This is a genomic window from Devosia sp. (assembly GCF_028290625.1).
Classification (GTDB): domain Bacteria; phylum Pseudomonadota; class Alphaproteobacteria; order Rhizobiales; family Devosiaceae; genus Devosia.
Genome location: NZ_JAQGJM010000007.1, coordinates 1 through 16,476 on the forward strand (window position 1 = coordinate 1; position 16,476 = coordinate 16,476).

Annotated in this window: 17 protein-coding genes; 10 read left to right on the top strand and 7 right to left on the bottom strand. The window is 61.0% G+C overall.

The features are described from left to right. Window positions 1–401: 401 nt before the first annotated feature. A complete protein-coding gene (locus JWR51_RS02085; protein WP_299743010.1) occupies window positions 402–1,652 on the top strand; it encodes an ROK family protein in 1,251 nt (416 codons plus the stop codon). Window positions 1,653–1,710: 58 nt separating this feature from the next. Here JWR51_RS02085 and JWR51_RS02090 read toward each other — a convergent pair whose 3' ends face one another. The 5 genes from JWR51_RS02090 to JWR51_RS02110 form a co-directional block, all read right to left on the bottom strand. Further along, entirely contained in the window at window positions 1,711–3,204 is a 1,494-nt protein-coding gene (locus tag JWR51_RS02090; protein WP_299743013.1) for an amidase, read from the bottom strand. 30 nt (window positions 3,205–3,234) lie between these two features. After that, window positions 3,235–4,197, bottom strand: a complete 963-nt coding sequence (locus tag JWR51_RS02095) for a cyclase family protein (protein ID WP_299743016.1) — start codon at window positions 4,195–4,197, stop codon at window positions 3,235–3,237. Further along, the gene (locus tag JWR51_RS02100; RefSeq protein ID WP_299743019.1) at window positions 4,194–4,973 is read right to left on the bottom strand and encodes an ATP-binding cassette domain-containing protein; all 780 of its coding nucleotides are present in this window, start codon (window positions 4,971–4,973) and stop codon (window positions 4,194–4,196) included. The genes JWR51_RS02095 and JWR51_RS02100 overlap by 4 nt, the downstream gene beginning before the upstream one ends. Before the next feature lie 19 nt (window positions 4,974–4,992). Next, window positions 4,993–5,931, bottom strand: coding sequence for an ABC transporter permease (locus JWR51_RS02105; protein WP_299743021.1), 939 nt, complete (start codon window positions 5,929–5,931; stop codon window positions 4,993–4,995). Between the two features lie 212 nt (window positions 5,932–6,143). Next, entirely contained in the window at window positions 6,144–7,124 is a 981-nt protein-coding gene (locus tag JWR51_RS02110; RefSeq protein ID WP_299743023.1) for a sugar ABC transporter substrate-binding protein, read from the bottom strand. Window positions 7,125–7,328: 204 nt separating this feature from the next. On the opposite strand from JWR51_RS02110, the gene JWR51_RS02115 reads away from it, so the two are divergent. Together JWR51_RS02115 and JWR51_RS02120 are read left to right on the top strand one after the other, a co-directional pair. Next, window positions 7,329–7,940: a LysR substrate-binding domain-containing protein gene (locus JWR51_RS02115; RefSeq protein WP_299743051.1), complete on the top strand. Its 612-nt coding sequence runs from the start codon at window positions 7,329–7,331 to the stop codon at window positions 7,938–7,940. Window positions 7,941–8,026: 86 nt separating this feature from the next. Further along, window positions 8,027–8,383: a helix-turn-helix domain-containing protein gene (locus JWR51_RS02120; protein ID WP_299743026.1), complete on the top strand. Its 357-nt coding sequence runs from the start codon at window positions 8,027–8,029 to the stop codon at window positions 8,381–8,383. A gap of 1,150 nt (window positions 8,384–9,533) precedes the next feature. Here JWR51_RS02120 and JWR51_RS02125 read toward each other — a convergent pair. Next, window positions 9,534–10,448, bottom strand: a complete 915-nt coding sequence (locus JWR51_RS02125; protein ID WP_299743029.1) for a LysR family transcriptional regulator — start codon at window positions 10,446–10,448, stop codon at window positions 9,534–9,536. A 239-nt stretch (window positions 10,449–10,687) separates the two neighbouring features. On the opposite strand from JWR51_RS02125, the gene JWR51_RS02130 reads away from it, so the two are divergent. The 6 genes from JWR51_RS02130 to JWR51_RS02155 all read left to right on the top strand — a co-directional run bounded on the left by JWR51_RS02130 (window position 10,688) and on the right by JWR51_RS02155 (window position 15,380). After that, the gene (locus JWR51_RS02130) at window positions 10,688–11,512 is read left to right on the top strand and encodes an aldo/keto reductase (protein WP_299743032.1); all 825 of its coding nucleotides are present in this window, start codon (window positions 10,688–10,690) and stop codon (window positions 11,510–11,512) included. A gap of 49 nt (window positions 11,513–11,561) precedes the next feature. Further along, entirely contained in the window at window positions 11,562–12,452 is an 891-nt protein-coding gene (locus JWR51_RS02135; protein ID WP_299743054.1) for an NAD(P)-dependent oxidoreductase, read from the top strand. Between the two features lie 47 nt (window positions 12,453–12,499). Beyond that, window positions 12,500–13,429 (top strand): aldo/keto reductase, encoded by a 930-nt coding sequence (locus tag JWR51_RS02140; protein WP_299743035.1) that lies wholly within the window; start codon window positions 12,500–12,502, stop codon window positions 13,427–13,429. A 225-nt stretch (window positions 13,430–13,654) separates the two neighbouring features. Further along, the gene (locus JWR51_RS02145) at window positions 13,655–13,891 is read left to right on the top strand and encodes a hypothetical protein (RefSeq protein WP_299743038.1); all 237 of its coding nucleotides are present in this window, start codon (window positions 13,655–13,657) and stop codon (window positions 13,889–13,891) included. Between the two features lie 373 nt (window positions 13,892–14,264). After that, window positions 14,265–14,696 carry a helix-turn-helix domain-containing protein gene (locus JWR51_RS02150; RefSeq protein WP_299743040.1) on the top strand — a complete coding sequence of 144 codons (432 nt, stop codon included), beginning with the start codon at window positions 14,265–14,267 and terminating at the stop codon, window positions 14,694–14,696. An 84-nt stretch (window positions 14,697–14,780) separates the two neighbouring features. Further along, a complete protein-coding gene (locus JWR51_RS02155; protein ID WP_299743043.1) occupies window positions 14,781–15,380 on the top strand; it encodes an NADPH-dependent FMN reductase in 600 nt (199 codons plus the stop codon). 124 nt (window positions 15,381–15,504) lie between these two features. Here JWR51_RS02155 and JWR51_RS02160 read toward each other — a convergent pair whose 3' ends face one another. Then, window positions 15,505–15,966, bottom strand: a complete 462-nt coding sequence (locus tag JWR51_RS02160) for an NAD-binding protein (RefSeq protein ID WP_299743045.1) — start codon at window positions 15,964–15,966, stop codon at window positions 15,505–15,507. Here JWR51_RS02160 and JWR51_RS02165 point away from each other — a divergent pair. Then, entirely contained in the window at window positions 15,860–16,102 is a 243-nt protein-coding gene (locus tag JWR51_RS02165) for a TetR family transcriptional regulator C-terminal domain-containing protein (protein ID WP_299743048.1), read from the top strand. The genes JWR51_RS02160 and JWR51_RS02165 overlap by 107 nt on opposite strands. Window positions 16,103–16,476: the final 374 nt, after the last annotated feature.

Consider the following 16,476-nt stretch of genomic DNA (forward strand, 5'->3'; position numbering starts at 1 on the left):
TCTCTTACCCCATCATGGGGCGGCCACAGCGCCGACCCCGAAGAGAAGCGCGAGCCCCGTGTGGCACGACCTCATGCCAAGCAGCAAAGCCTGACCCTACACGCGCCGCTCGCCGACGGTATTCCAAGATTAACAATGCCGTCTCTCGGCGGCAGATGATGTCGTTCGTCCCTTGACACAATCCGCGATAGAGAAGCTGCCGGTCCGCTCCCGGCGCCCTTTTTTTGAGGGGTCCCAGCGCACGTAGGTATCGATGGAGGTCTCCGGGTCTTTTTTGACCGGCACGTGGGATTTCTCTTATGTTTGAGGCCCACGCGGACAAATCCCGTAAAACTTGCTAGATGATCGGACACGTGTATTACCAATGCCCCGGGAGCCGGATAGTGAACAGTGACAGAAGAATGAAAAGTGACTCCCGAGGCATGCTCTCCGGCGCGCAAGAGGCGAGCATTCCTGGCGGACGCGTGGCCAAGACCCGTCAATCCCTGATTTCCTCCTCGATGGTGGGCTCAACCAATCGTGGTCGCGTCCTGCAGTCATTATTCGATTTTGGTCCCACCAGCCGAGCGGAGCTTGCCCGGCTGGCCGGCGTCAATCGCGCTACGATCTCAGGGATCGTCCAGCCGATGATCGATGACGCGCTGCTCGTGGAAATCGATGCGATACCGGCCAATTCCGGCGGCGGCAAACCGGCTAAACCCTTATGGTTCTCTCCTGAAGCAAAACCGATCTGCGGTGTGCTGCTGATGCCCAATGCGGTCCACTCCTGCCTGGTGTCGCTGGAAGGCATTATCCTTGCCGAGGATCGCATGGTGTTGCCAAGCGGGGCTGGCCCGGTCGACAAAATCGTCGATGTGATCATCGAGTGCGTCACCAGGACTTTGGCAAAGGCGGAGCGTCCGCCACTGGGGATCGGGGTCGCCGTCGGCGGCATGGTGGATACTGACCGCGGCTCGATCGTGGCCGTAAACCTGGCTCCGGCCCTTGATGGCTATCCTTTGGCCGAGAAGCTGCGGCAGCATTTCACCATGCATGCCCTGCTCGACCATCATCCCAGAGCCTTGCTGGTGGGCGACCGCTGGTTTGGGAAAGGCCGGGGCGTTCGCCAGTTTGCCGTGGTTTATACCGGCGAAGTGCTTGGCGGAGCTTTCTATTTCGATGGTCATCTCTATCGCGGGGCGGCAGGGGCGGGCGGAGAACTCGGCCATACTTTCGTGCAGTTGGACGGAGAGGTCTGCCTCTGCGGCCGCCGCGGATGCTGGGACACCATCGCCACGCTCGGCTGGCTGCGGCGCCAGGCCAGCAAGATCGGCCTGCCGGATGCGGCAATGCTGGACTCCGCAAAGCTTGTCGATCTTGCTGCGCGCGATGTCGACGGGGCCGAGCGGCTCCTGGACCTATATGCCCGCAATGTCGCCGTCGGCATTGCCAACCTGCAGCAGACGGTGGCACCAAACCTGTTCGTCCTGCATGGCGATGTCGTTCGGGGCGGCGATCGGCTGATCGAGGCCATAGGCGATCATGTTCGGCGCATGGTCCCGTCGCGTCCGGGCGGCGAAATCGAGCTGATTGCGGGTGACTCTGGCGATCAGGCGGCGCTGCTGGGCGCCGCGGGCCTGGTGTTGTCGGACCTGCTGCAATTTGCGGTCTAGCCCTGGGCGGACCGGAGCCGAAGCCACGATCCGCCGTTCATTCATCGTTGCCGACCGCCTAGGCGGCGCGCGCCGTGCTGATCAGGCCAGGATAGCTCTGGAACCAGGGCTGCATCTGCTCGAACTGCGCGGCCATCGACAGAACGCTGGCATCGGCATGGCGGCGCCCGATGATCTGTAGCCCCACCGGCAGTCCCTCGGGCGTCAGACCCGCCGGAACCGATATCGCCGGATGGCCGGTGAAATTCAGCGGATAGGTCATGCACCAGCCGATCAGCGGATCCACCGGCTCGCCATTGATCTGCACCGGCCCGATGGTATTGCCATCGCTGGCATTGCGAACCGGGGGAATGGCAAGGGTCGGGGACAGGATCAGGTCGTAATCGTCGAACACTGTCTGCAGGCTGTCAAAGGTCTGGCTGCGCAGCAGATCATCCAGAGCGTGTTCGACAGCCGAAACAGATCCCACCGATTCCAGCATCTGCCGGAATTGCGGCGTCAATTGATCGGCGTTGCTCAGCAGGTCGGTGCCTTCCTTCTTCCAGTGCACAGCGATCGCCGCGTAATGGATCGAGATGGTGCGGACCCACAAGGCCGCCAGTTCATTGTGGTCCGGCATCGTCGAGAGTTCCACCTCATCCACGGCAATGCCTTGTGCGCTGATGGTGGAGACGGCCTTCCGGATGACGTCTGCCACTCGCGGGTCGACCGGGAAATTGCCGAGCCGCGGGCTGTAGGCGACGCGCAGCGGCCGAGAAGCGCCGCGAGCCGCCAGGACGTAATCCGTGCCGTCATCGGGCAGGCTCAACGGATCGCGGGAATGGGGCCCAGCCATTACCTGCGTCATCAGCGCCGCATCCATGACGGTGCGTGCCAGCGGCCCGATATGGACCAGGGGATGACCCCACAGGAATGCGTCTGGACGCGTCACCGAAGGAATACGCCCGAAAGAGGCCTTGAAGCCGACGGTGCCGCTGAATGCTGCCGGAATGCGCACTGAGCCGCCGCCATCGGTGCCCTGCGCCAATGCAGCCATGCCATCGGCCACCGCAGCGGCGCTGCCGCCCGAGGAACCGCCCGCGTTATAGCCAATCTTCCACGGCGTGCTGGTTGGACCGAACCGCAGATTGTCGGTAATGCCCTTGTGGCCAAACTCGGGCGTGTTGGTCTTGCCCAGAATAATGGCACCGGCGCCCAGCATCCGTTCAACCACGGCAGCGCTTTTGGTGGGAACGCGACCCTGCACGGCGCGTGACCCCATCGAGGTTTCTATCCCGGCCACATCGTCGAGATCCTTGATCGCGACCGGCACGCCGTGCAGGGCGCCCAGCGGCTGGCCGGTCATCACGGCTTTTTCCGCCGCACGCGCCGCCTCCCGCGCCTGCTCGGCCAGAACCAGCGTATAGGCGTTTATGACCGGGTTTCTGGCCTCGATCCGGCTGAGATAGGCATCGACCACCTCGATTGGCGAGATGTCACGTCGGCGGATTCGGGCCGCCAGCTCGGTGGCCGGCAGAAAGCACAATTGTGTCGTATCGTCGGAGGTCGTCATCGGTTCAGTTCCATGATCAGAAAGGCAGGTTTACTTGATGAATACGGGGTTGATCGAGCCGCCAGTGCCCTTGGTCACCTTGGTTGGAGCGCCACAATAAAAGCCATCGAACTGCCCGTCCCCGGCGCAGTCGGCGGCCAGCGCATCGAGCCAGGCCATTTCGGTGAAGACGATGCCAAGATTGCGCATCAGCGCGGCATGCAGCACCAGCATTACGCCCGTGTCGGGCTCATAAGTGGTTTCGTTGGCCAGTGTGTCGGTGACGAGGCAGGGAATTTCCATCTCGTCGAACCAACGCACCAGCTCGGGACTGAAAGTCAGCCCAGGCTCCCAATACTGGCCCGCGACAACGGTCTCGCGGCCATCGAGCAACGCCCCGACCCAGCCGGTGCGCACCAGCAGGATCGTCCGCCGGCCGATCTCGACGCGCTGCGCCTTGGCACAGGCGATCAGATCGGTATGATTGAAGGTCTCGCCGCGCTCCAGCTTGGGCTTGCCACGGAAACGTGCAATGTCGAGCAGCACGGCGCGTCCGACGATGCCGCGTTCGGCAATGGGCATGATGCCCGCTTTGGTCATACCGCCATTGGTGCTGCTGGCCGGGTAGCCGTTCCACAAAGTGTCATCGAACCACATGTGGCCCAGCCCATCGCAATGGGTGCCGGCCTGGGCAAAGCCGTTCACATAGTCATCCGCGAACTCGAGCCCACCATCGAGCGGGTGCCAGTGTCCAGCCTCGAAGCCCGCCTTGTCGGCAACCATATAATGACGCGCCGCCCACCGCCCCGGGAATACGGCATCGCCTGCATCGGTGGCGATAGGCACCCCCAACGTGAACGTGCGGGCCTGGCGTGCGGCCGCAAGCCCCAGCCTGACCTCACGCTCCGTCAGATAGTTGAGCGCGCCGATCTCGTCGGCGTCTCCCCAGCGGCCCCATTTTGTTGGCGCCCCCGCGAGCAGCCGGGCCAGCGCCTGTGTGTCGGCCGCTTTCACGAGGTGAGCTCCAGCGCCCTGCCCTGCAGGCCTTCCTTGGCACCGGTGATATAGGCCACGACGTCTTCCATATTGGTGCTGGCGCTGGGCATGTCGGCAGCCTTGCGGCCACGGCGCATCACCACGACGCGGTTGCAGACCGACCAGAGATGCTCAAGATTGTGGGTGACCATCACGATGGTCAGGCCCCTGGCGCTCAGCCGGGTGATGAGGTTCAGAACCTCCTTGGATTCGCGCACGCCCAAGGCTGCGGTGGGCTCATCAAGCAGGAGCATCTTGCTGCCCCAGAAGGCACCGCGGGCGATGGCGACGAGTTGGCGCTGCCCTCCGGACATGCGTTCGACTGGCTTGCTACGCACGCCGGGAATATCGATGTGCAACTCTTCCAGCCCGCTGACGGCCGTGTCGAGCATCGTCTTGCGCCGAATGAGTCGGAACAGTGCCGGGCCTCTTCCGAGAGCTAGTTCGCGGCCCAGGAAGAAATTTTCGGCCGCGGTAAAGGCTCCGATCATCGAAAGGTCCTGATAGACCGTCTCGATGCCGAGCCCCTGGGCATTGGCTGGCGGCGACAGCGTCTGTGCCTGCCCTTCCAATATGACCTGGCCCGATGAGGGGTCATGAGCACCGGCAAGAATTTTGATCAGGGTGGACTTTCCCGCCCCGTTATCGCCGACCAGGCCGACAATATCGCCCTTGTTGAGGTCAAACGAAACATCCTGAAGGGCATGGATGCCGCCGAAGCTCTTGGAGATTTGATTCAGACTGAGCAATGTCATTTGTTGTTCCTCATTCGCCTCAGCCGCGACCATAGCGCCGGCCAATGCCGCCCAGGGCCACAGCCAGAACCAGAAGGCAGCCAGCGAAAAGATACTGCGTAAAGATGGGAGCCCCGATCATCGCCAGGCCATTGTTGCCCACGGCCACCGTCAAAACCCCAATCAGCGTGCCGACAATGTGGAACTGCCCTTCGCGCAATGCGGCCGATCCAAGAAATGCCGCCGAGAACGATGTCAGCATGAAGCCGTCACCAGCGGTCACCTGCCCGGATCCCAGATTGGAGGCCATGAGGACGCCGCCGATCGCCGCACATGTGCTGGCAATGGCGAAAGCAACGATGCGACTGCGATCCACGGCAACACCGGCCCGGCGCGACGATTCCGCGCTTACCCCGATCGCCCTGATATGCTGGCCCTGGACGGTTCGATTGAGGATTACCCACAGCACGCCTAGTACGACCACCATGATGATGGCGAGATGGGGAATTCCCAGGAACCGCCCGATCGCGAGGCCGGTGAAGTCGGTCGAGTGCGTCAGCTGGAGCGGTATCCCACCGGAATAGGCATAGTTGAGGCCAACCACCACCGTTCCGGTTCCCAGCGTGGCGATGAACGCGTTGACCCCGATTTTGGAAACGATTACGCCATTGACGATACCAATCAGCATGCCGATACCGACCACGATGAGCATGGCCACGGGAATGGGCAGTTGATTGGCGCTCAACAGCCCAACCATCAGAATGCCGCTGAAGCTGGCGACATAGCCGATACTGAGATCGAAATCGCCACAAACCAAAGGAACGGTCAGTCCTGCGGCCACGATCGTGCCTATGGCCATGTCGTTGAGGATGTTGCGAAAATTACCCACTGTCGCAAAGGTGTCGGGCTGGATGGCGGAAAAGACCACGACCATAAGGATCAGCACAAGAATGGTGCCATAGGTCCCTAGAACGTGCATCAACATGGCTCGCGACAGGCCGGCTCGTGTGGCCGGCTCTGTCGACGACGATGGGAGAGCGGCTTGGGCCGGCTGGCCGGCACCTGTGGTTCGGCTATTCTGAGAGATGGAGCTATCGGACATGATGACGATACAGCCTCGATCTGGACATTATTGGCCGGCCGGAATTTTCCGGCCGAGCCGAACGATATTGGATGAACAGCACGCCATCGCTATTTAGGGTTTGCGATGTATTCGTCGACATTGTCCTTGGTGACGATCGTGTAGTCCGGGATGAAAGACTTGGGCTCCCATGCGTCGCCGGCGGCAATGATCTCGGGAATGGCGTCGACCATGATCTTGCCGGCGGAGGCCAGGTGAACGCCCAGAGACGCTGTCATGGAGCCGTCCTTGATCGCCTGTAGGGCGGGCGCAGTGGCGTTGAACGAATACACCTGAACGTCGGTCCGTTCGTTTTGCCTCAGCGCGGCGATCGCCCCCATGGCATTGTCGTCGTAGCAATTGAAGATGGCGAACGGCCCCTGCGCGCTGGCATTCGCACTCAGCCAAGCACTCGTCGCCGCCTGCGACGTTTCGGCGGCTCCCGGAATTGAGATTTCGTGCGTGGTGGCGTTGATGCCCTGATTGGCGTCCATGGCAGCGTCGAACGCATTCGCCCGCTCGCGGCAAGGAATTCCGGGATGATAGCTCAGATCGAGCGCCGTCCCGGATCCATTCATGTTCTTCAGCATCAAGTCCATTAGCGGCTGGGCCGCGCCCGTGCTTGCCGACATGGCAATGCCGGGCGCCATGCCGCCGCCGGCCGACAGAACCGGAATATTGGCTTCCTCGGCTGCCGCCAGGCCCGCCGCCAGCCCGGTGGAATCGAACACGGTGACGATGATCGCATCGACCTGTTTGGTCACCAGTTGCTTCATGGCGGTGATCGCCTGCGCGGCGTCGCCATTGGCATTTAGATTTTCGACGCTCCAGCCCTTTTCGGTCGCTGTCTGCGTCATCGTGTCGACCATTTCGTTGGTATCCACGTCCGAAGTCGAGAACGTGACAATTCCGATCGTCAATTTATCGTCTGCGGCATGACTCGCCGATACGATGCCTAGCGACAGGATCGCTGTTGCACCAAGAATTCTGAGATTAACCATCTTTGCAATTCCCTTGTCATGGCAACGGCATCGCCGCGCCAGCACATTCACCGCCCGCTCACTCGCAGCTCCGCATGATCCCACCAAGTCGCGCAAACACCTCGACATGTTTGTTCGCGTGAGCCGCTAACTTATTAGTTGCATGAAAGTGGGCGATCAGCAAGAGGAATGACTGCGAAATGTGCAGCTGCAGGTAAAAGGACCCTAAAGAGACAATAGAGGCTCCGGCAAGGACGCAGAGCAAGGGGCCCGCGGCTGCAGGGCTTTCGCACCCGCTATCCCGAAGTCGAGATAGTGGTGCGGGAGGGACATCTGGAAGGCCTGGCGCAGGGGGTGCGACAAGGCGAACTCGACCTCGCCTTCATGCCGACCGCTGGTGTAAGCCGCGCCGGACTTTCGATGGAGCTGCTGTTCTCGTCTCCTCTTGTCGTCGCCCTGCCCCCTGAGCACAACCTCACCGGGGTGGGCAACATCACGCTCGGGGCCATCGCGCATGAGCCGTTCGTGGACTTTTCGCCGCGCTGGGGGACGCGCGTGCTGGTGGACCAGATCTTTGCCATGGAAGGCGTTCTGCGCTCCACGGCCTTCGAGCTGGAGAACTTCGAACTGCTGTTCCAATTCGTCGCCCCCGGCTTCGGTCTTGCACTGGCGCCGGGCGCGACGATGGCCGGTCGGCACTTGGCTCATCTGCAGATCATGCGGTCGCGAGGGTCCAACCCGCTGCCCGAATGGGTAGTTGGCATGTTCGAGGCCAGTGCGTCCGGCGACTTGCCCTCCAACCCGCCGGCGGCACTGTTCAAGGCCATGATCAGGCAGGAGTTTGGCCGTCTCGGTTCGGCACGGCCCGTGAGTCTAAGCGGGGCCTGAGCGTCGCCCCCGAACCCCTCAGCCTGTCGAAGCATTGACATCCAGCAAGATCACTACTATTTATTTAGTAAATAGAGTTTAGTGATATGACTGAAGACGCCGCGTTCATTTCACGTGAGTTCATCTTCGAGGAGTTGCGGTTCGTGGGGGACTTCTGGAACCTCATCATCGTCCACCAACTGCGCGGCGGACCACGGCGGTTCAGCGAGATCGAACGTGAGGTTGATGGTCTTAACGCGGTCACGCTGACCAACCGGCTCCGGTTGCTGATCGAAGAAGGCATGGTCGAACGCCTCAAGGAGCCCGGCAAGAAGGCCGTCGCCTATACCCTCACCGCCAAGGGTCGGGACCTGCTGCCCATTCTCAATGAGTTGTGGAAGTTCGGCCAGAAGCACTTCGACGCGAAGGCCTGGTCCCTGCGCCAACAACCGACATCGATCTAGAAAGAGGGCCCCTATGTTCAGATCATCCAAACCATCGAGCGCCCGGTTTGCCGACAGGCCGGAAGACTTCGCGAAGCTCGGCATCCAGCCCGGGCGCATCGAAGCCTTCGAAGACGGCATGCGAACCCAAGGCGGGCCGGGGGGCTACGAGTGGTGGTACTTCGATTCCCACCTCAGCGACGGCTCGTCCCTGGTGATCGTCTTCTTCACCAAGGAGATGATGAACCCCGGCGGGAAACTGGCGCCGCTCGTTACCCTCTCGCTCGATCGGCCGGGACAGCCAACGCTTTTTCTCGAGACGCGGGTTTCCCCCGATGCGTTCTCGGCCAGCCGGGATCGGTGCGATGTCCGGATCGGCGAAAACACCTTCTGCGGCGACTTGCATGAATACGATATCCATTTCGCCCACGGCGAGGTCAGCGTCGACATCAAGTTGACCGGGCAGGTCCCCGCGTGGCGGCCGACATCGGGCCACATGTTCTTCGGCGATCACGACGAGCACGTCTTTGCCTGGCTGCCGTCGGTGCCGCAGGGCAAAGTGTCCCTTGATTTGAACATCGGCGGCAAGAAGGAGCATCTCGAAGGCGTTGGCTATCACGACCATAACTGGGGCGATGTCCCGATGCCCAAGCTCATCAATCACTGGTATTGGGGACGGGCGCAGGCTGGCGCTTATTCGATCGTGGCCAGCTACATTTTTGCCGAGAAGGCGTATGGCGGGACGGGGCTGCCGATCTTCATGCTGGCCAAGGATGGCAAGGTCATTGCTGATGACCACCACAAGGTCCGGTTCCACCTCGAAGACGAGCACATGGATGAAAAGAGCGGCAAACCGGTCGCGAACGTCGTCGTCTATGAGTACGAAGACGGGCCCGAGCGCTACCGGGTGAGCTATCGGCGCTCGGAAACCATCGTCAACTCCCAACTCATCGACCGAGTCAGCGGCTTCAAGCGGCTGCTGGCCCGGCCGGTTGGGTTCAACGGCTCATATCTGCGGTTTACCGGCAAGGTGCAACTCGAGCGTTTCGTCAATGGCGAACTGGTCGAAGATGTCAGCGATCCTGGCATCTGGGAGATGATGTATTTCGGGCCCGTGGACCCGGAGTTAGCGTCCCCAGGACGAACGCCCGTTTGGGGATGGCGCATGCCCCTATGCGACCGCGCCAACCTTCATGGTGGGAAGCTGGGCGTTACCCAGTTCAAGGATTTCGCTGAATCGTCGCGGCGCCGCATCGCCAGAGACTGCTGCCGGGGACGCGAGGACCAATTCCCAGCATGCGTCCGTGCCGACCAGCCGGTGGGTACGCAGGATCATGCCGCGGCTTGCCACAACTGATTCCGGTACCAGGGCAATTCCCAAACCCCGCTCCACCAGATCGAGCAGGGTACCGAGGTCACTGACCTCAAACGCTACGCGGCGCTCAATCCCCGCATCGAAGAACGCTTCGTCGATCAGCTTTCGCGTGCCCCAGTCCGGTTCAAAATCAACGAAGGCATAGGGCGAAAGCTCCTTGAGCGACATTGCCGCCCGCGACGTCAGCGGATGAGTCTGAGCGCAGACAACCACCAGATCTTCGCAAGCGATCATGGTGGTGACAATGTCCGGTGTCGGTTCAAACATCGGCAGTACTGCAAGATCGAGAATTCCGCTTCGGACCTTCTCCAGCAGGTGCGCCGCCCCGCCTTGGATCAGCCTGACTTCGATCTGCGGGTGGCGCTGGTGAAACCGGGCAAGCAGTGTCGGTAGATTGAGAAACGCCGGCAGGCCCTGAACGGTGCCAACCCTGAGCTTGCCGGCCTTGGCCTGCGTTATGGCAGTGACCGCCTCCCGCGCGTCGCGAGCGGCTTCAAGCACGAGTTCTGCCTTTTCGAGCAGTGTCCGCCCGGCCGCCGTCAGCCGAACCTTGCGGGTGGTTCGCACGAACAACTGCGCACCCAGTTCATCTTCCAGAGCCCGAACCGAACTCGATAGAGCCGACTGGACAATGTTCAAATGCCGAGCGGCGCGGGTGAAATGTTCCGCCTTGGCGGCGGCGACGAAATACTGGAGCTGACGGAGTTCCACTGGATGACCTCATTATGCACGAACATCGATCAATCACATCTATATATTCCGTTTGAAAGATGGAAGCCGCATTCCCATTATGATGCAGCACGTCGGATAGCGCTCAGCAGATGCGATCTCGACGACGCGTTCGCTTCGCTCGGTCTCGAACCGAGCGGCAACCAAATCCAGAAGCCCTCCCTTCAAGCCCTTGCCGGTCGCAGGCTTTCTGGCTGAACTAGACGAGAAAGAAAACCGCAATGACTACCGAACCATCGGTCGCCGGTATCCCGCAAATGGGCTACGGCACGTGGAACCGTCCTGGCGACGAAGCCCACCACGGCGTGATCTGGGCCCTCGAGGCCGGCTGCCGCCATATCGACACCGCCCAAGGCTACGACAACGAGCAGGATGTCGCCCGCGGCATCAAGGATAGCGGCGTGCCGCGCAACGAGATATTCATCACCACCAAGGTCAAGCCGGACAATTTCGCCCCGGGCGCGATGATGCCGTCGGTCAAGGAGAGTCTGGAAAAACTCAACACCGACCAGGTCGATCTGTTGCTCATCCATTGGCCATCGCCTCACAACAAATACCTGCTGGATAGCTATATCAGCCAGTTGGCCGACGTCTTCGATGCCGGTCTGGCCAAGCGCATCGGGGTTTCCAACTTCACCAAGACGCTGGTCGATCAGTCCATCGCCCTGCTGGGGGATCGCAAGATCGCCACCAACCAGGTGGAGTGCCATGTCTATATGCAGAACCGGCCTATAGCGGGGCACTGCGAAAAGCTCGGTATCCCTCTCACGGCCTATGCACCGCTGGCCCGCGGCGCGGTCGTCGGCGACCCGGTGCTGGATGAGATCGCCAAATCCCATAGCGCCACCGGCGAACAGATCGCGCTGGCCTTCCTCATGGCCAAGGGAATTATCGTCATCCCATCCTCGGGCAAAAAGGATCGCATCATCTCCAACTTCGAAGCCCGCAAGATCGCGTTGACGCCGGCCGAAGTCACCCGTCTGGAAGGCCTCGACAAAGGCATGCGGCTGGTCAACGGCGCCTCGGCCCCGGCCTGGGATATCTGACTCAACTTTGCGTTGAGCCTCGGCTCGAAAACAATCCTCAGACCCGGACATCAAAATGCGCATCATCTTTACTGGCGGGACTGGCAAGGCCGGCCGGCACGCCGTCCCCTATCTCCTGGAACGCGGCCATCAGGTCCGCAATCTGGACTTGGTCCGCTTCGACCATCCTGGTGTCCAGACGCTGATAACCGACCTGACGGACAGTGGGCAAACCTTCAACGGCCTATCGATGCATTTCGATTCCGGTGGGTTGGCCACCGGCGCGGGGCCGGCGCCGGTGGATGCGGTCGTTCATTTCGCCGCCATCCCCAGCCTCCTGCTGCGCCCCGACAACGTCACCTTCGCGGCCAATGTCATCTCGACCTACAACGTCATCGAGGCGGCAACCAAGCTTGGCATCCGCAAGATCATCATCGCTTCGAGCGAAACTACCTACGGCGTCTGCTTTGCGGAAGGCGACAAGGATTTCAAGGCCTTCCCCCTGGAGGAGGATTACGACGTCGACCCGATGGACAGCTACGGTCTGTCAAAGGTGGTTAACGAGAAGACCGCCCGCGCCTTCGCCATGCGCAGTGGTGCCGATATCTACGCCTTGCGCATCGGCAACGTCATCGAACCGCACGAATACGAGCGCTTTCCCGATTTCCTCGCCAACCCACCCTCGCGCAAGCGCAACGCCTGGAGCTATATCGACGCGCGGGACCTTGGGCAGATCGTCGAACTCTGCGTGCAAAAGGATGGCCTCGGCTTTCAGGTCTTTAACGCCGTCAACGACGAGATTACCGCCAACGAACCGACAGCGGAGTTTTTGCGCAAATGGGCGCCAAGCACGCCTGTCACTCGCGAAATGGGACGGTCCGAAGCACCGATCTCCAACCGAAAAATCCGCGAGGTACTGGGCTTTAGGGAAGCGCACAACTGGCGTCAGTACGTGCGCTGAAATGCTCATCGGCCATCGTCTCCACTCATTCACCTATGGTGCCCAAAATGAAAACCTACGAACTGCCCAAAACCGATCGTACCGTCTCCAGCGTCATCCTTGGTTTGATGCGGATCGCCAAGATGAGCAATGCCGAGATTGCCAAGCTGGTGGGTACCGCCCGCGATGTGGGCATCAATGTATTCGATCACGCCGACATCTATGGTGGTGAGCTCCATCGCTGCGAAGCCCGCTTCGGGGAGGCTGTCAGCTTCACCGCCGCCGAGCGCGAAGCGGTGGTGATTCAGAGCAAGGCAGGGATCCGCAAGGGGTTCTTCGACTTCTCGGAAGAGCATATTCTTGCCGCGGTGGATGGCTCGCTGGCCGCCCTGCGCACCGACTATCTCGACCTTCTGCTGCTGCATCGGCCCGATACGCTGGTCGAGCCCGAACAGGTCGCATCGGCTTTCGACAAGCTGCAGGCTGCCGGTAAGGTGCGCCATTTCGGCGTTTCCAACCAGACGCCCGGCCAAATCGAACTCCTCAAGACCGCGGTGAAGCAACCGCTGGTGGTCAATCAGGTACAGCTCAGCATCACCCATGCGCCGCTGATCGCGCAGGGTGTAGCCGCCAACATGGCGGGGCTCGACCAGTCGATATCGCGCGACGTCGGGCTGCTGGATTACTCGCGGCTCAACCACATGATGCTGCAGGCGTGGTCACCCTTCCAGAAGGGCTTCTTCGATGGCGTATTTCTGGGGGATCGCGAGAATTTTGCCGCACTCAACGATGCCATCGACGAACTTGCGGCCCAGTATGGCGTCACCCCGACCGGCATTGCCGTCGCCTGGATCACCCGCCATCCGGCCAATATACAGGTTGTTCTCGGTACCACCAACCCCACCCGGGTCAAAGACTCCGCTGCCGGCTCGGACGTGCCGCTGACGCGTCAGGAATGGTACCGGCTGTTCACCGCCGCTGGCCACAAGCTGCCCTGACCAAAGGCCCCATCCTTCGCGCGCGGCACAACCTGCGGCCACCATCTGTTGCCGCCAAAAGCCAGTATCCCGGTTCAGATCATATTGAAACGGCCGGTTTGACCACGCGTGTCCCCAATTGCGCGAGACGATTGGACCCACGAGGCGCAGCGAACCGTTCTTCTTATCGATCGGTTCGCCCGTGCTTTGGTCGATCCAACATTCCCCTCTCTAGGAAGCCCTGACGTGACGTATTCATCCCCTTCGATCGAACCAGCCGCACCCAGCGCCAGCGCCCTGCCACCACGTCTATATGCACTGCTCGCTGCGTGGTGGGCGCGGCGCGAATTCCGGCGCAAGTTTTATGGGATCGAACCGCGCCTGTTGCGGGACATCGGGGTTGATCCCAATGAAATCTACCGCAGGCGCCCCAGGACGATCGACGAAATCCCCGGCGACCGCCTCCGCGTCTCCTTGCTGTAGGTGTGAGCCTACGTCCGTGGCCTGCTGCTGGCAGTGGCCGGACAGCCGCAGTCGCTATCGGGTGATGGCGGGCGCTAGGCCCGGAAGTCTTCCGCAAGAAAATCAATGAAGCTGCGGACGGCCGGGGGCAGCCCGCGGCGCGAGGGGACGGACCGGGTGCACAATTCCGCTTGGCAGCGTCCAATCGGGGAGGATGATCTCCGGACTGGCCCGGGCCATGGATGTCGACACCCCGATCTTCGGCGCCCGGCTGACGCGACGGGTAATGGAAGAAATCCTGAGCGCGATCGCGCCGGTGTTGGTCGACTGAAGACAGCCGTCCTGTTCGCGACCGGATGCGTCCCCGGCCTTTATTGATGGGCCAATTGATCCTATGTTTGCTCAGATGAGTTCGGAACCACAACACCCTTCCACCGACTGCCGGCGTGTCGGAGATATTCTCGCGCGGGTTGGCGACAAGTGGACAATCCTGCTTCTGACGAAGCTGGGCGACCGACGGATGCGCTTTGGCGAGTTGCACCGGGCAATCAACGGCATCTCCCAGCGCATGCTGACCGTCACCCTGCGCAATCTCGAGCAGGACGGAATCCTGATCCGGACGGTCTACCCAACCATTCCCCCGCGCGTGGAATACGAGCTCTCCGACCGCGGGCGCACGCTCAAGGTTGCCCTGGCCCCGATCGGTCGCTGGGTCATGGAGAATCAGACCGACATCGAAGCGACCCGCGCACGATTGGGAGAACAGTCCCCTCAGGATAGCGCCGGCGACGTGATTAGAGCGGCGCCCTCACTTACTGGAAAGTAAGTCACTGCGGAAAAAGTGCGGTCTTGCGCCCTTTCCGGTTACCATTATATCGCTGCTTACCAAACGTAACTAAAGGAAAGCACGATGCAAACGCGCCCCAAAATCGGTATCATCATCAGCACGACCCGTCCCGGGCGGTTCGCCGATGTCCCCACCAACTGGCTGTTCAATATCGCCAAGGAACGCGACGACGCCGATTTCGAGATTGTCGATCTGCGCGACTATCCCATGCCGTTCTTCGAGGAAAAGCTGCCGCTGGCCTATGCGCCGACGCAGAACGAGGTCGCTTTGCGCTGGCAGCACAAGATCGCCAGCCTTGATGGCTACATCTTCGTCACCGCGGAATACAACCACAGCATCACGGGCGTCCTGAAGAACGCCCTCGACTATCTCTATTCCGAGATCCACCGCAAGCCGGCGACCTTCCTCGGCTATGGTAGCGCCGGCGCCGCCCGCGCGATCGAGCATTTGCGGAATATCCTCGCCGAAGAGCACGTGGCGACGCTCAAGAACACCGTTCATATCGGCATGGTCGAGATGCTGGGTATGCTGCGCGAGGGCAAGTCCATGGCGGACTATCCCTTCCACGACGACTTCGCGAAGCGGATGCTGGACGATCTCGTCTGGTGGGCTAACACGCTCAAGGAAGGGCGCTCCCGCGACGAGATCGCAGAGGCTGCCTGAGTTCCGCGGTCATCGAGGCCACGGCGAGATCCGTCGTGGCCGCACTCAACGGGCATCGCGCTTCTTGGCTCGCAGGTGCCTTATAGGCGTCGTCAGTCATACCGGTTCTCGGCGACCGATGTCTCTATCGCAGGAGTGTCACCAAACTCGACGTGTCCCAGCACTTGCCGCCCGCCACCTCGATCAGTGCATATCGATCATCGATTGCCTTGGTAATCGGCAAGTTGGCGCCGAGACGTTGAGCCTCGGCGAGGCAGATGCCGAGGTCCTTGTGCATCCACTCGACGGCAAACCCGAAATCGAACCGGTTATCAGCCGTCGAGCGGTACCGATTTTCCATCTGCCAGGACTGGCCGGCGCCTTTCGACAGGGTGGAAAACACGCTATCGGGGTTCAATCCAGCTTTCTGAACGAAAGAGACCCCCTCAGCGAGGTGATCCAGGGCACACCAATGCTTGAGGGCTACCTCAAGACCGAGGTTGGACTGGACGCGTGTGCAGGTCGTAAGGATCGAGCCCTGGATCAAAGTCGGGGCGATCGAAAAGATCGATCCGCCCCCCTTTCTGATGATGCTATGGGCAACCACGCAATGGTACGCCGATTTCGAGCACCAGATCGACATCCTGAAAGGTGGCAAGAAGCTGGACCACCGCCAATTTGAAGGCGCCAAGCAGACCGTTCGAGAGATAGTCCTGAGGGGTATTGGAGCAAGCTCGCAATAAAGATGATCGCTTCGGCCCAGTGCACCCCACCGTGTCCGCATGCGCATCGACATTGAAGTAGACACCAAACTGTATGCTCGGCAGGTTAGCGATCGAACCGCGATTGCCACGGGGGACGTTGGCGGACCAGTTGAGGCGCCTGATGTTCACCGTCCACCTATTGAGCGAAATGGCAGCTTCTCTATCGCGGTTTGTGTCAATGGCCGCAGGGCGTCATCTGCCGCCGAGAGACGGCATTGCTAAGCTTTGACAGGGCTGCTGCCATTCCGATCTCACGCCACCTTCGTCCCCGTGAGGACCTCTTTCCTGCCGAGGCAGAACCGTTAAAGCTCCTGTAAGTGGGTAATCAGGCGACCGCTGCGGCGGGCTCGCTG